Below are 15221 nucleotides of genomic sequence, written 5' to 3' on the forward strand. Positions count from 1 at the left end.
TACCAGGCGGGGTGGCTCGTTCGCCCCGCTGCCTGTGACAATTCGAAGAAAGACAACAGGAGTCCGGCGCGAGCCGGGCTCCGATGCGTTACAAGATCTTGGCTGTGAGGTTGGATTTCATGTCGGTTTCGATGCGTTCTGATGGTTGGATGAAACCCGAGGCTGATGGAAGGCGCTTCGCCGTCGCCCTAGGCATCGGCCTTTTGGTGGAACTGGGCGGGCTCGGCCTGCTGCTGCCGGCAATGTCGCACAGGGAATCGCCGGCCACGACCCCGGCCACGGTGAAACTCTCGATCATCGCGCCGGCGCCCGCGCCAAAACCGCCGCCGGTGACCAAACCGCTGCCCAAGCCGGTGCCGCCCAAGCCGGTGACGCCGCCCCCCGTCCCGGTGCCTCCGCCACCGCCTTTGCCGATGGCGCCGCCCATGCCACCCCCGCCGCCGCGTCCGGCCGAGCACCACATCACCCGCCGTTACGTCGCGCCGCGGCCGAAATATACGCCGCCGGTTCCGCAACCGCCGCGGCCACAGCCGCCGGTGGCGCAGACGCCACCACCTCCACCGGCGCCGCCCGCGCCGACCGGCGGGCAGGTCGACGCGTTCAGCGCCGCGATCAAGCGCGCGCTGCAGGCGCATGCCAACGAGGTCTATCCGCAGGCCGCGCAGATGGCCGACGAGACCGGCGCGCCGCAGCTCACCTTCACCTATCTCAACGGTGTCGTGACCGGCATCACGCTGACGCGCTCATCGGGCTATCCGCTGCTCGACAGAGCGGCGCTGGAGGATGCGCGCATCGCCGCCTACCCGCCGCCACCGCGCGGGTTTCAAGGGCGCACCTACAACATCACCGTCACGGTGACGTTCCAGATGGCAGCGCCGGACGTTGACGGAGATTAAGTAAGCGGCCGCTTTTTAAAAAAAGCGGCGCAAAAATTTTTGTTGTGCTGGGTCATGGGCGTTGTCGCCGATAACGCCCATGACCCAAAGGCGCAAAAGACTACTTTTTGTTCACAAAAAGTAGTCTTCCTTTGGCTCTCCTTATTCTGTGAACAATAAGAACTTTTCTGGGTTAATCACGATATGGCCTGGGCCGGTCGATACCGGCTCCGGCTCAAAAGTGACAAGTGGCTGGGGCAGGCCTGGCACTTTCCATCTCACGCGAAATTTTCCTGCGTCGAAATGTGTCGAAATCGCCTCCGCGGCGATGCCTGTGCCGTCGCCGCTCATGCGGACACCGCCGTCACGCCAGAACAGTTTTCCGCGCGGTGTTGTGATCTTATCTGGAATGCGGATCAACGCGCCGCCGATCTCAAGCGCGCCATCGACGACCGGCACGGAAAGACCGCCGGCAGCGCCGGTGAAACGGGCGATATAGGCAGAGGCCGGGTGCATCCAGAGGTCGCGCGGGGCGCCGTGCTGGCGAATGACACCGCCTTCCAGCACCGCCACATGGTCGGCCAGTTGCCAGCAATCCTCCGGGTCGTGGCTGACGAGGAGCGCAGAGATGCCGGCTTCGCGCACGGTTTCCAGCAATTCGTCGCGCAGCTTGATGCGGGTTTCCATGTCAAGGCTGGAGAGCGGTTCATCGAGCAGGAGCAGATGCGGTTTGGCCGCCAGCGCGCGGGCGATCCCGACGCGCTGCTGCTGGCCGCCGGAGAGCTGAGCCGGCCGGCGCCGCGCGACGGCGGCAACCCCCAACCGGTCCAGCAGGGCCATGGCGGCGGCGTTGCGGTTGGCGGTGTCGGGCGGGGTCGCGAGCGCTACATTCTCCAGGCAGCTGAGATGCGGCCACAGCGCGAAGTCCTGGAACACCATGGCAAGCTTTCGCTTATCCGCAGGCACGAACGCGGCTTTTGCATCATCCACCAGTCTGCCGTGGATGTGGATGCTTCCGGTGTCGGCGCGATCCAGCCCGGAGGCTAGGCGCAGCAAGGTGGTCTTGCCGGAACCGGACTCCCCCGCGAGCACCAGGAACTGGCCTTGTCCCAGCGTCAATGAAATGTCCTTGAGGACAAGACGCTGCCCGAGCTTGCGGCTGACGCCGGTGATGGTGAGGCTGGCGCTCATGGGACGGCCTCTGTTTCCGGCTGTTGGCGGGTGACGAAGTTCAGCGCGACGCTGAGCACAGCCGCGAGCACGCCGAGGCTGAGCAAGCCCAGCAGCGCCAGGCGGGCGGCCTGGCCATATTCCGCCATCATATCCGCCGAAACGATCGCCACACCTAAGGGCGTCGCACCGGGGACGTAGAGCAGCTCAGAGATCGGCAATTCATACATCACCGAAGCGGTGACGAGGAGCCAGGCATAGAGCCCGGGTTTCGCGAGCAAGGCGGCTTCGATATCAATCAGTCGGACGAAGCTGGGCAGCGCGAAGATGCGCGCCGCCTCGTCGAGTTTCTTGTCGAGCTGGCCGATGGCGGTGCCCATCAGGCGGATGGCGATCGGCAGCGCGGCCGCCGTGTAGGCGATGATCAGCAGCAGCACGGTGCCGTAAAGCGGCAAGAAATCATTGTTGAAGGCGATGACATAGCCCGCCCCCAGGATAAGTCCGGGAACCGCCATGTTAGCCGAGAGCAGGACCTGCAGGAGCGCCGGAAACCATCTGGCGCGGCCGGCTTTCAGCTTGAGCACGATGACACCCAGAGCGAGCGCGAGGCTCGCGGCCAACATGCCGTAGCCGAGCGAGCGCGGCACGGAATCGAGCATGTCGGTCGCGCTGATGTCGCCCGACAGGGCGGTGTCGATCAGGGCCAGCATGGGTGCTGCGACGCCGAGGAGCCAGAGCAGCGCGGCACTGCCGCCGAACAACATCGTCTCGGAGGCGGCGCAGTCTCGCGGCGGATTGCGGCGCGCGCGGCCATGGGTAAGTGCTGCCTGGTGGCGCGCCTGCACGCTAAGCTGCATCACTGCCAGCAGGCCCGCCGTGAGGATGAGCCACCAGCAGAGCGCCGCAGCACCCGCGAAATCCGTCGGCGTGGTGTTGAGCCGCTGATAGATGGCATAGGTGATGATGGGAAATTTGGTCGTCACGCCCAGCGTGGCGGGGATGCCGAATTCCTGAATCGTCTCGATAGCAGCGATGGTGAAAGAGGCGGCGATCGCGGGCAGCGCCAGGCGCAATGCCAGCAGGCGGCGGCGCCAGGGGATAACGCCCAGCACGATGGCGGCCTCCGCCAAGGAGGAGCTGGCCTGCGCGAAGGTGGCCCGGGCGACGAAGGCGGCGAACGGAAGGGCCTTGAGGCAATAGAGAAAGATCAAGCCGCCAACGTCAAGAAACGCGTGGCCGAAGGCGCTGTTGCGCGCCACCGGCGATGTGAAAATCACCAGCCAACCGGTGGTTAGAACATAACCAGGGGCCAGGAACAGCACCCAGAGGGCAAAGCCGAGTGCCAGGACGGCGCGGCCTTTCAGCACCTCCAAAGCGTGGGCGAACAGAGCGCCCAGCGGCGCCACGATGAGGCCGACCAGGACGGCAAGCCCCAGCGAGTTGAGATAAGCGTGGCTATCGATTCCCCCTGGCGAGGGCACGAAGAACGGAAGGCTGAGCAGGCGCTCCAGCGGGTAGATGAAGAGGCATGCCAGCAGGGCCAGCAGCATGCCGCGCAGAAGACTCATGAGTCCGTCATGGCCTTTGCGAACCAGCTGTTGATGGCGCTTTCCAGCCCGCCCCAACGCGCCGGGTCCAGCGTGACGGTGTCGAGCGTGCCCAAGCCCGGCAAACCGGGCAGCGGGGCCGGGGCATCGGTGGTGATGGGCCAGTAATCGCCATCGGCTTCGCCATGGGTCTGGCGGAGCTTCTGGATGTCCGGACGCATGACGAAGGCCATGAACTTGGCGGCATCGGCACGCTGCCGGTCTTTCAGGCCCGCAGCTTCGACCATCACGTTGGGCAGCGCGAAAGCCGGGCTGGGGAAGATGACCTTCAGCGCGGGGTGCGCGGCGGCGAAATAAACCGCGGCGGAGGATTGCACGATGGCAAGGCTGATGGCCTGCGATTGCAGGGCGGCCAGGGTGGCGTCGTTTTTATCGAACATGTGCAGGCCGTCGGCCTTGAGGGCCTCTACATAGTTCTGGCCCTGCGGCCAGCCGCCGGCATTGCTCAACATGCCGGCGAGCATGGGGTAGGTGGGGCCGGAGATCGAGGGATCGTTCATGCCGACCTGCCCCTGATAAGCGGGCTGAGTCAGATCGCTCCAGCTGGTGGGCGGCGTCGCCAAGCGTGCGGGATCATAGATGAAAACACCTGCGAGGGTCATGCCGGTCGGGATGTAGGCACCTTGCGAACTGAGCATGGTTTTGCCGGTGGCATTGAGATTGGTCGGAGCCGGCAGGTGGTGCGCGAGCAAACCAGCCTGATCCAGCGACATGGCGGCGGTGGCGCCGTCAAACCAGGCGAGGTCCCAAGCGGGATGGTGGCCTTGCGAGGCGATGCGGGCCAGCAGGCTGCCGGTGGAGAGGCGGACGATATCGACCTTGATGCCGGTTTCCTTGGTGAAGGCGGCAGCGACGGTCGGCCCATAATCAAGCCCTGAATAAACGACGAGTCCAGCATCCGGCGCCGGCCACAACAAGACGGCGCCGATGACGACGATAACGGCCACAACAACACCCGCAAAGAGCCTGCGCATAATTCCCCCGGAATGGATAGGAGGTCGGCATAGAGAGAGAGGCTCAGCGGGGCAATGAAATGCGACAGGTTGCTTTCGCAGTTCATCAAAAATTCAAGGAAATTTACACAAATGTTAAAGAATCTAGCCGCCCTGTTTTGACAACAAGCGCACCGCTCCGTCATTCAAGTCTGTGATGGCGGCAGCCTTCGCCTTCTACCTCAAAGACTAAGTGCTGACCTTAGACCAACCACCACCGAGCGCCTCGTACAGTTCCACAAGGGATTCGAGATAAGCGACCTGTGCCTGAGCCTGGCTTTGCTCAGCGGACAAGACACCGTCCTCTCCGTTCAGGACACTCAAAACCGTTGTTGTTCCGCCCTGAAATGCCTCCTGGGACATCTCATAGCTCGCGCGCGCGCTTTGCACATTCTCATTTTCCGCCTGCTCCTGAGCGGAAAACTGAGTGGTTGCGTCCAGCGCATCCTCGACATCGCCAAAGGCGGAGAGGGCCGTTTTCCGATAGCTCTGGAGCGCCAGCTGGTAGGCGCCCTTGGCATATTCTGACTGCCCTCGCAGATACCCGCCATGAAAGAGCGGCTGTGTTAGGGAGGCCGCGAGCGTGTAAATGCCTAACGGGGGGACCGTAAATTGGCTAAGCGTATAGCTCTCGATCCCGCCGGAAGCGGTCAGATCGATGGACGGAAAGAAATCAGCTTGTGCCACGCGAACATTGGCATTGGCCGCCTTCAGCTTCGCCTCCGCCATTTGCACGTCTGGGCGGCGCAAGAGCAGTCCTGACGGAAGCCCGGCAATAACCGCCGGCATCTTCAGCGCATCGAGACTCTCCGGCTGCAGATGCAGGTTCTCCGGCAGCACGCCCACGAGAATCGCCAGCGCGGTGTGCAAATGTTCAATTTGCTGGACCAGAGGGGGAAGTGTCGCGGCCAGGCTATCGACCGTCTGGCGCTGCTGGGCAACGGCAAGGAACGGGATCGTGCCGGCTTGCTGCATTTCCGTCATGCCCGCGAGCATGTCCTGTTCCCGCTTCAGGTTGGTTTGCAGTATTTCTAACTGATCCTGGAGGCCGAGAAGGCTGATATAGGTGGTCGCCACGCTGGCCGCCGTTGCCAGGCGCACAACCTGCGTATTGAATTTTGCCGCATTCGCGGTGTTTTCGGCGGCCTCAAGCGCCGAACGGTTTTTTCCCCAAAAATCCAGCTCGTAGCTCGCCTGGAGAACACCCTCGTCGAAAATGTGATGGCGCTCATGGCCGAGCATGCTCAGCTGGCGCGTCTCACCGCCGCCGACACCGGCGCCGATGGAGGGAAGGAGCGCCGCACCGGCTTTGCGCGCCTGGCCATTGGCCATCTCGATGCGCGCCATGGCCGCCGCGATATCGAGATTCCCGGCCATCGCCTGCTGCATCAAACCGTCCAGCTGCGCGGAGCCAAAACCTGTCCACCAATCGGAATTCGGCCAGTCATTTGCGGCGTCGAGGGGCATCGCGGCCCATGTCTTTGGCACCGGGGTATCGGGTTGGTGATAGGCCGGACCCACCTGACAACCTGACAGAGCCAGCAAGCCGGCAAAACTTCCGAAGAGAGCCTTCCTCATGGCGCGTGCTCCAATGCCTGCTCCTGTCTCGGCGCCGTCCGTTTTAACATTCTGCTGAATCGATCCATGTAGAGGTAGACCACCGGTGTTGTGAACAAGGTAAGAACCTGGGAGACGGCGAGGCCGCCGACGATGGCAAGTCCCAGAGGCTGGCGCAGTTGCGAGCCAATGCCTTGCGCGAGGATCAGCGGCACACCGCCGAGCATGGCGCAAATTGTCGTCATCAAGATCGGCCGGAAGCGCAACAGGCACGCCGAGCGAATGGCTTCAAGCGGCGTTTTTCCCGCGCGCTCCTCGCTTAGGGCAAAGTCCACCATCATGATCCCGTTTTTCTGAACGATGCCGATGAGGAGAATGATGCCGATGATCCCGATGACATCGAGCGGCATGCCAGCGCCCTTCAAGGCCAGTAACGCGCCGAGACCGGCTGACGGGAGCGTCGAGAGGATGGTGATGGGGTGGACCCAGCTCTGATAAAGCATGCCCAACACCAGGTAGACCGCCACGATCGCCGCCGCGATGAGCGGCAGCTGTCCGGCCAAGGCGGTTTGGTAGGCGTGCGCCGAACCCTGGAAGCCGGCCTGGATGGTCAGCGGGAAATGCATCTGCTTGGCGGCAGCGGTAACATCATTCACCGCGTCGCCGATCGAGTAGCCCGGCTTCAGGTTGAAAGAGATTGTGACAGACGGAAACTGGCTTTGATGATTGATCACCAGAGGCTCAGTGGCCATATGAACCGTCGCAACCTGGCTTAAGGGGATGTCTGTTCCGCTTAAGGCGTGAACGTAGATATGATTCAGCGCATCGGGCCCAAGACGGTATTGCGGTGCGACTTCGACGATCACATCGTACTGCCCGAGATCGGTGAAGATTTTCGTCGCCACACGCTGGCCGAACGCATTGTAGAGCGCATCGTCGATGGCTTTAGGCTCGACCCCCAAGGCCATCGCGGCGGTGCGATTAATCTCAATGTCGAGCGCGGGTCCACCGGAAACCGCGTCGCCGCTGACGTCGGTAAGCGCTTTGATCGTCCGCAATTTGTCCACAAACTTGGTGGACCAATAGGCCAGTTGCGTCGGATTAACGTCCGTCATCGTGTACTGATACTGCGATTTCGCGACCCGCGCGCCAATCGTCAGATCCTGCGCGGCCTGCATGTAAAGATGGATACCCGCGACCGGTTGCACCGCCTTGTCCAGGCGGGCGATGACCTGCTGGGCCCCGGAATCGGGACCACGCTTCGACAAAGCCTTCAAGGCGATGAACATGCGTCCTTGGTTGGGCGCGGCATTCGAGGGGCCCGGCCCGATATAGCTCGCGACACTTTGAACGGCATGGTCGCGCAGGATGATGCCGGTGAGCTCTTGCTGCCGCTGGGCCAATCCGGCGGAGGAGATATCTGGCGCTGCCTGGGTCGTGGCGAGGATCAGTCCCGTGTCCTGCTCGGGGAAAAAGCCTTTTTGGCTGGTCGTGTAGAGCACGCCCGTGAGCGCCATCGTCGTCAGCATGGCGAGCATCGTCAGACGTTGATGGCGGAGCACGATATTGAGGCCTTTGCCGTAGCAGCCGGTCAATCGGTTGAAAGCAGTCTCCATGAACGTATACAGCCTGCCATGCTGCACGCCGCCCTCCGGCTCGTGCTTGAGGAAGCGGGCACACATGACCGGAGTTAAGGTGATGGACACGAAGACCGACATCGCAATGGCAACAACCACGGTGACGGCGAATTCCTGCAGCATTTTACCGACCACGCCGCCCATCATGAAAAGCGGAATGAAGACGGCGCACAACGACACCGAGATGGCAAAGATGGTGAAGGAAATTTCACCGGCGCCGGCCAATGCAGCTTCAAGGGGTGATTTTCTCTCCTCGATATGGCGGGAAATATTTTCGATCATCACAATCGCATCGTCGACGACGAAGCCGACCGCGATCGAGAGCGCCATGAGCGAGAGATTGTCCAGAGAATAACCCAGGACATGCATCACCGTGAAGGTGCAGATGATCGAAAAGGGGACCGACACGCTCGGAATGATCGTCGCCCAAAAGGAGCGAAGGAAGATGAAGATCGTCATGACGACCAGTCCGATGGTGATGAGCAAGGTCTTTTTGACGTCTGTCACCGAAGCGCGGATCGTGGCGGTTCGATCGGAGACGACCGACAGCTTGACCGCGGGTGGAAGCGCTGCGGTCAGTCTCGGCAGCTCGTGCTTGATTTGCGAAATGACGTTGATCGCGTTGGCGCCCGGCGCCAAAAGGATGTTGACAATGATGGCCTGTTTCTTGTCGTACCAGCCTTCCAGAAGCGTATTTGCCGGTCCGATTTGAGCGGAGCCGACGTCGCGGACGCGTATGGGCGCCCCGTTTTTGTAAGCGATCACAAGATTATTATAGGCTGCCGTCGTCGTCAGCTGATCGTTATCCAATATGCCATAGGACGAGTCCCGCCCCTGCAAGACGCCCTTGGCGCCGTCTATGGTTTCATTGATGACCGCGTTGCGGACCTGCTCAATGGTCAGATTCTGGGCCGCGAGCTTCGACGGATTGAGTTCGATGCGCATGGCCGGCGTTTGCTGTCCGCCGATGGTCACCAATCCAACACCGGGCACTTGCGACAGTTTCTGGGCGAGAATCGTGTCGGCGTAATCGCTGACGGTCGTGAGCGGCAGCGTCGGCGAGGTCAAGCCAAGGATCAGGACCGGCGTTTGCGCGGGATTGGTCATGCGGTACACGGGCGGTTGGGCCATCGCCTTGGGAAGGTTGGCGGCGGCCGCGTTGATCGCGGCCTGGACCTCGGTCGCGGCCAGCGCCACCGGCTCCCCTAAGCGAAACTGCACCGTTACCTGCGCATAACTATTGGCGCTGGACGAGGTCATCTGGGTGACACCCGGAATTTGTCCGAGCTGCGCTTCCAATGGTGTCGTGACCGCCGAAGCGTTCGTCGTGGGGTCGGCGCCGGCCATCTCCGCGGTGATCAGGAATGTCGCGACATTGACATTCGGCAGCGAAGCGATGGGCAGGCTGCGATAAGCGAGGATGCCAACGATCAGCAGGCCAATCATCAACATCACGGTGGCGATGGGCGCGCGGATAAAGGGGCCGGACAAGCCGCCGCTCGGGGCCTTTTCGGGGGGGATGGCGGCTTGTGTCATGGCGCGATTCCCACCTGATTCGTGCCCGCGTTTTGCAAGGCCGTGCCGTCCTGCGACGTGGTTCCCGGGGCTAGAATTTGCGTATGAGCACCGTTCACAAGTGCGAACTGGCCATTCGTGACGACGCGCTCGCCGGGTTCAAGCCCCGAACTGATAACCGCCTGTCCATTGGTGCTTTCGGCAACCGCGATCGCCGCCTGGTGTGCCGTGCCATTCGGCGCGACGGTCCAGACATAGGTGCCGTCAGGTCCGCGTTGGATTGCAGCCAACGGCACCGCCACGGCATCGTGCTGAACTCTGAGAATGATTTTCAGATTAATGAATTCACCTGGCCACAATAAGCGGGCCTTGTTGGGAAACACGGCTTTCATCGTGACCATGCCGCTTCCCGGGGAAATCTGATTGTCGATCGCTTCGAGCGTGCCGGTATCAAGCTTGACGTTGCCTGATTGCGACCATGCCTCCACGGTCAGCGGCGACGAGCCCGCTGCCGCCATGGCCTGCTGGACTTGCAGAAGTTGCGGGGCCGGGAAGGGGAAGAGGGCGGAGATCGGCTGTTCCTGCGTAATCGTGACGATGGGCGACGGCTCCTGAGGCGTGACGATGTTCCCTGCCGTGACCTCTTGAAGGCCGGCGATGCCGTTTATGGGAGACGTGATCGTCGTGTAGCCGAGTTCCACGTTGTCGCGGCTGAGCACGGCTTGATCGGCCGCGAGCTTGGCTTGGCCGACGGCCACTTGCGCCCTGTCTGCCTGAAGGGCCTGTGCGGAGACAAGTCCTTTGGAAAAAAGCGGCGCCGCGCGCGTGGCGACCATTTCCTCGTTATCGAGAGAGGCTTTGTCCTGAAGGATGTTGGCCTTCTCCTCCGCCACTTCCGTCTCGAACAGTTGCGGATCGATCCGGGCGATGACCTGCCCCGCCTTGACTTCCTGACCCTCCTGGAAGCCGAACGAGAGCAATTGCCCCGAAACTTGCGGGCGTACTTCAACATTGTTTAGTGCTTCAACATGCCCAATCGCGTCGACTTCAATCGGCAAGTTTTGCGCCGCGAGGGTTTGCACAACGACCGGTACTGATGGGTGATCCGGAGATGTAGCAGCCGAGGCTGTGCCCATTCCAAGGCACGACAGCGCGCAAAACGTTAAAAGACTACTTGCGTATGAAGTCGGCCACCGCATTGATTTATCCTGTTCGACGAAGCTGATGAATGAATAGGAACGTGATCGCCTAACCCTTATGGGCCGACGATTCTTGGATCGGAATTTACAAAGGGTTTTGCCGCCATGGTGGCGATCTTGGCGTCGTGATCCTTATTTGGATCACGGGCTGAAATCTGGCCTCCCGCATTTTTCAGAACGTTGCGACATATCAAAGTCACCGTATCTGTTGCGAAAGAAGCGGACAAAAAATGCGATATCTTAAGACATGCTTTTGAAGTTTTTCATAAGAACGCCTTATGGCATTGGTCGAATCCCTTTCAAAAAATAACGAGATTTGCAAACTATGCTATGGTTCGCGGAACCTGCCAAATGAATCTCCATGAAGCAAATGCATTATCAAGAATGCGCACATGTGTGATTCTGATGATGGTGCTGGTCAAAGGTAATGGAAATGATTTCACTTTTCATCATTGTTTGATGCTCTCATCGGCATCAGCGTTTCCAGGATGAAGCTTTTGTCATCGGGAAGGCAGCGTCGTCCATGTTGTTGGAAGGCCTTTATCGAACCGACGCATGTGGACAATAGCAAGAATGCATTTGCCTTATCAACGGGCCTTTGGCAGTCATCGTACAGCTGACGGTCGTATCAACGACCTGTTTCACATTGGAGTGACTTTGGCCATGCGTAAATTTGTGCCCGTGCTAGCAACCCGTCTATGCCTAGGAGCTTTCGCAATGAGTTCTGTTGCCGCCAGTGCCCATGCGGCGGCGCCCTTGACGACGACATACACGGTCCTGACCAACGCAGGTGCGCAAGCCGCCGTGAAGGCCGCGGAACACATGGCCGCTGAATTGAGTGCGCCTTCCGCGATTGCCGTCGTCGATCCGAGCGGCAATCTTCTGGCTTTCGAACGTCTCGACGGCGTGCGCATCGGCAGCATCGAGCTTGCCATCGGCAAAGCGCGCTCTGCTGCGCTCTTGCAGCGGCCCAGCGAACAGATCGAGGATAACATCAATAAGGGGCGGCTTGCTTTCGCGACCGCCGGCTTCCTGTCGCTGCGCGGCGGCATTCCCATCAGCGTGAATGGCCAGGTTGTCGGTGCGGTCGGCGTTGCCGGCATGAACAAGGACAACGACGTCAAGATCGCCACCGCCGCCGCTCAGCAAGTCGAGGCCGCGTTGGAAGGAACCGCGACGCATTGACGCAAGGAGGGCTGGCCGCCGCCGTCACCTGACAGCGCGCCTAGGCATCCCGTTAGAGCGTTTATCGGTACGATGAATGCTCTAACTTATTTTTGGGCCCGCCAACTTTGCTAAGGTTGATGCCCCTTAAGTCGGTGCCGGTGAGCAGCCTGCTTTGCGCGGTTCCCGCATATCGCCATGCTGCACCAGCGGCGGGCGTGGCCTCGTGTGTGGTCGGCGAAGAGAAGCGTGCAGGCTGGCCCTTCGCAGGCTTTCACGTTTGAGAAATCCTCAGTGCAGACAAGTTGTGCCAATGCCTCCCCGATAGGGAGCAGAAGGGCCTCGGGCGTTCGCCACCGGCGAGCCATTTGAAGCTGGAGAGGTCCGCCGCCGTCGGGCCGCCGAACGATCCGGCGGAACGATTCATCACGCTCCAGTAGACGATTCAGCGGATCCAATTCGGCGAAGGCCTCCGCCGTCAGGGGACGCCCCTTGTGCTGCCGCACGAAGCCTCTGAACCATTCGCGCAAGCTCCTCGCCTGATCCGCCACCTTGTCGAGCTCGCCAGGGAGCGCGCGCGCCCGGATCGTCTCGAGGGCATCGGCCGGCACAGACTGGGCTTGCTCCAGCCAGCTCAACAAGCCCTCGCCGTCATCGATCCAGTCGACTTGCGTATCGACCGGCGTCGCGAGCGAATTGAGAAAATCCAACCCAAGCGCGTCGCCAAGGAAAATCGCAGGAGGCCACCGACCCATCTCAACTCCTATCCCGGCCTCGTGACCTGCTGCCCGAGCGCCATCCATGAACATGAATTTGAAATAACCCCTAAAACTATCATTGACAAGTTACGCTCAGCTGACGTAACCCTGTTGGCATTGACAGCACGGTTATGGCCGCCCAATCCCCCTTGGCAAGGAGAACAAAAATGTCCCCGAACGATGTGAGCGTGGTACTCGTCCATGGCGCCTGGGCTGACGGATCAAGCTGGGCAAAGATCATTGCACCCTTGGCGGCCGAGGGCATCAAGGTCGTGGCCGCGCCGCTGCCGCTGACATCGTTCCGCGATGATGTGGCCGCACTCGACCGAACGCTCGAACGCGTCACCGGGCCGGTCGTCCTGGCGGGCCACGCCTATGCGGGCGCCGTCATCGCGGCGACGCGCAGTGAGAAAGTGAGGGCGCTTGTCTATGTGGCGGCACTCGCTCCGGACGAAAGCGAGACGGTGGCGGATGTCTTCTACCGTACCGCGCCGCATCCGCAGGCCCCCAAGCTGGCCCCCGACGGAAACGGGCTGATCTATCTGCCCGAGGCGGCTTTCGCCGCCGCCTTTGCCCCGAATGCCTCTCAAGAGGAGCTGGTGGTGTTGGCTTCGGTCCAGCGGCCGATTTCGCCGGCCTGCCTCACCGTTGCGATGGAGCGGCCTCTATGGAAGGATCGGCCATCCTGGTTCCTGGTGGCCGAGCAGGATCGCATGATCGTCCAGGAAACTCAGCGGTTCATGGCCGAGCGGATGAAGGCTCGCATGCCGTCGATCACACGCCGCTTGTGACCGCGCCCTCATACGTTCTGGACATCATCCGCGAGGCGATCGCCCAAACCGCCACAGGCTGAGCCAGGACGGGCGAAAGAAACCAATTTTCACGCGCGCCGAATGTAACCGCTATAATAGCACCAATCAAGTTATAAATGTGTGCAATGGACCTCCGAAATACCGCATAAACGGCCACAATTCAGAGAGGAAACATCACCATGACTGCCATCACCTATCGCACCGCCGACGTGGACGGGTTCCGCATCTTCTATCGCGAGGCGGGTGCGCAGGATGCGCCGAAGCTGCTGCTGCTGCACGGCTTCCCAAGCGCCAGCCACATGTTCCGGGACCTTATCCCGTTGCTCACCGACCGCTTCCACATCATCGCCCCCGATCTGCCGGGCTTTGGAAACTCCGACATGCCAGGCCACAGCTGCACCTTTGACCAGCTGGCGGATAGGATCGACCGCTTCACCGAGATCGTCGGCTTCGACCGCTATGCCATCTACGTGTTCGACTACGGCGCGCCGACCGGCTTCCGGCTCGCCGTCAGGCATCCGGACCGGATCACGGCGATCATTTCCCAGAACGGCAACGCATATGAGGAGGGCTTGAGCGACGGCTGGAACCCGATCCGGGCCTATTGGCAGAAGTCCTCGCCGGCCAACCGCGAGGCCCTGCGTGCCTTTCTGAAGCCCGAGGCGACCGTCTGGCAGTACACTCACGGCGTTCCCGACGCGACGCTTGTCTCCCCGGACGGTTCCGCGCTCGACAATTTCTACCTGGCCCGGCCCGGCGTCGACGAAATGCAGCTCGACTTGTTCGGCGATTATAAAAGCAACGTGGCGCTGTACCCGGCCTTCCAGCAATATTTCCGGACCCACAAGCCGCCCTTCCTTGCAGTGTGGGGCAGGAACGATCCGTTTTTCCTGCCGGCGGGCGCCGAGGCGTTCAAGCGCGACATCCCGGATGCGATCGTGCGCTTTTTCGACACCGGGCATTTTGCGCTGGAGACCCATGCCGCCGAGATCGCGGCGGCGATCCGCGACTTCCTTTCCCGCTAACTTTGCAAAAAGGAGACTTCACATGTCCAATTCCGTCGCCATTGTCACGGGCGCCAGCCAGGGCATCGGCCGAGCGACGGCGATCCGGCTTGCGCGGGACTTCTCCGCGCTGGTCCTGGTCGCGCGGAGCCGCACCAATCTGCAACAGACGGCGGACGCCGTGAAAGCCGCCGGCGCGCAAGCTTTGGTCATCGATGCCGACCTGGCGCAGCCCGAAGCCGCGCAGGAAGTGACCGATCAAGCCCTGGCCGCGTTCGGCCGCATCGACGCGCTTCTCAACATCGCGGGCGCGGTGCCGCAGATCGACCTGTTCGAGATGACCGACGCCCAGTGGGAAGGCGGCCTGGCGCTGAAGCTGCATGGTGCGCGGCGCCTCACCATCGCGGCGTGGCCGGCATTGAAAGCGGCGAAGGGCGCCGTGGTGCTGATGTCCGGCAACTCCGCACTTTTCCCGAAGGCGCCTTATGCGGCCGTGGGCACGATCAATGCCGCGATCGTTGCCCTGGCGAAGGCGTTCTCCGATCGCGGCATCGCCGACGGCGTGCAGGTCAATAGCGTTTTGCCTGGCCCGGTGATGACCGGCCGGCGCCGGTCGTATCTCCAGCATTGGGCGCCGCTGCACGACATGACGGTGGAGGAGGCGACGGCCAGCTTCCCGAAGGAGGCAGGCATCGCCCGATACGGCGAGCCCGAGGAGATCGCCGAACTGATGGCCTTCCTGGTATCGCCGGGCGCGCGCTGGATGACCGGCTCGACGCTACGCATGGATGGCGGCGAAGTGAAAACGATCTGACGTATAAGGAAAGCGGCCGCTTTTTAAAAAAAGCGGCGCAAAAATTTTTGTTCCCCTGGGCCATGGGCGTTGTCGCTGACACCGCCCATGGCCCAGCATTAACAAAGTTTTTTTGCT

General features: G+C 61.5%; 12 protein-coding genes. 5 read left to right on the plus strand and 7 right to left on the minus strand.

Going from position 1 to position 15221, the window contains the following annotated elements:
- Positions 1–149: 149 nt before the first annotated feature.
- A complete protein-coding gene (locus VGG47_RS01785; RefSeq protein ID WP_331535151.1) occupies positions 150–896 on the plus strand; it encodes an energy transducer TonB in 747 nt (248 codons plus the stop codon).
- Positions 897–1037: 141 nt separating this feature from the next.
- Here the strand turns inward: VGG47_RS01785 and VGG47_RS01790 are convergent, their stop codons facing one another.
- The 6 genes from VGG47_RS01790 to VGG47_RS01815 all read right to left on the minus strand — a co-directional run bounded on the left by VGG47_RS01790 (position 1038) and on the right by VGG47_RS01815 (position 10552).
- Entirely contained in the window at positions 1038–2066 is a 1029-nt protein-coding gene (locus VGG47_RS01790; RefSeq protein WP_331535152.1) for an ABC transporter ATP-binding protein, read from the minus strand.
- On the minus strand, positions 2063–3613 hold the full coding sequence (locus VGG47_RS01795; RefSeq protein ID WP_331535153.1) for an ABC transporter permease: 1551 nt from the start codon (positions 3611–3613) through the stop codon (positions 2063–2065). The genes VGG47_RS01790 and VGG47_RS01795 overlap by 4 nt, the downstream gene beginning before the upstream one ends.
- Entirely contained in the window at positions 3610–4599 is a 990-nt protein-coding gene (locus VGG47_RS01800; protein ID WP_331535154.1) for an ABC transporter substrate-binding protein, read from the minus strand. Before VGG47_RS01800 ends, VGG47_RS01795 begins: the two co-directional genes overlap by 4 nt.
- A 234-nt stretch (positions 4600–4833) precedes the next feature.
- Positions 4834–6222, minus strand: coding sequence for an efflux transporter outer membrane subunit (locus VGG47_RS01805; protein WP_331535155.1), 1389 nt, complete (start codon positions 6220–6222; stop codon positions 4834–4836).
- Positions 6219–9374 (minus strand): efflux RND transporter permease subunit, encoded by a 3156-nt coding sequence (locus tag VGG47_RS01810; protein WP_331535156.1) that lies wholly within the window; start codon positions 9372–9374, stop codon positions 6219–6221. Before VGG47_RS01810 ends, VGG47_RS01805 begins: the two co-directional genes overlap by 4 nt.
- A complete protein-coding gene (locus tag VGG47_RS01815) occupies positions 9371–10552 on the minus strand; it encodes an efflux RND transporter periplasmic adaptor subunit (protein ID WP_331535157.1) in 1182 nt (393 codons plus the stop codon). Before VGG47_RS01815 ends, VGG47_RS01810 begins: the two co-directional genes overlap by 4 nt.
- Positions 10553–11269: 717 nt before the next feature.
- Between VGG47_RS01815 and VGG47_RS01820 the strand changes: the two genes are divergently transcribed.
- The gene (locus VGG47_RS01820) at positions 11270–11737 is read left to right on the plus strand and encodes a GlcG/HbpS family heme-binding protein (protein ID WP_331535158.1); all 468 of its coding nucleotides are present in this window, start codon (positions 11270–11272) and stop codon (positions 11735–11737) included.
- A 110-nt stretch (positions 11738–11847) separates the two neighbouring features.
- On the opposite strand, the gene VGG47_RS01825 is transcribed toward VGG47_RS01820, so the two are convergent.
- Positions 11848–12471 (minus strand): CGNR zinc finger domain-containing protein, encoded by a 624-nt coding sequence (locus VGG47_RS01825; protein ID WP_331535159.1) that lies wholly within the window; start codon positions 12469–12471, stop codon positions 11848–11850.
- 170 nt (positions 12472–12641) lie between these two features.
- Here VGG47_RS01825 and VGG47_RS01830 point away from each other — a divergent pair, with 170 nt between their 5' ends.
- The 3 genes from VGG47_RS01830 (at position 12642) to VGG47_RS01840 (ending at position 15104) form a co-directional block, all read left to right on the plus strand.
- On the plus strand, positions 12642–13265 hold the full coding sequence (locus VGG47_RS01830; RefSeq protein WP_331535160.1) for an alpha/beta hydrolase: 624 nt from the start codon (positions 12642–12644) through the stop codon (positions 13263–13265).
- A 200-nt stretch (positions 13266–13465) separates the two neighbouring features.
- Positions 13466–14311, plus strand: a complete 846-nt coding sequence (locus tag VGG47_RS01835; RefSeq protein WP_331535161.1) for an alpha/beta fold hydrolase — start codon at positions 13466–13468, stop codon at positions 14309–14311.
- Positions 14312–14333: 22 nt separating this feature from the next.
- The gene (locus VGG47_RS01840; protein WP_331535162.1) at positions 14334–15104 is read left to right on the plus strand and encodes an SDR family oxidoreductase; all 771 of its coding nucleotides are present in this window, start codon (positions 14334–14336) and stop codon (positions 15102–15104) included.
- The last annotated feature ends 117 nt before the right edge of the window (positions 15105–15221 follow it).

The organism is Acidocella sp. (assembly GCF_036489515.1).
Classification (GTDB): domain Bacteria; phylum Pseudomonadota; class Alphaproteobacteria; order Acetobacterales; family Acetobacteraceae; genus Acidocella.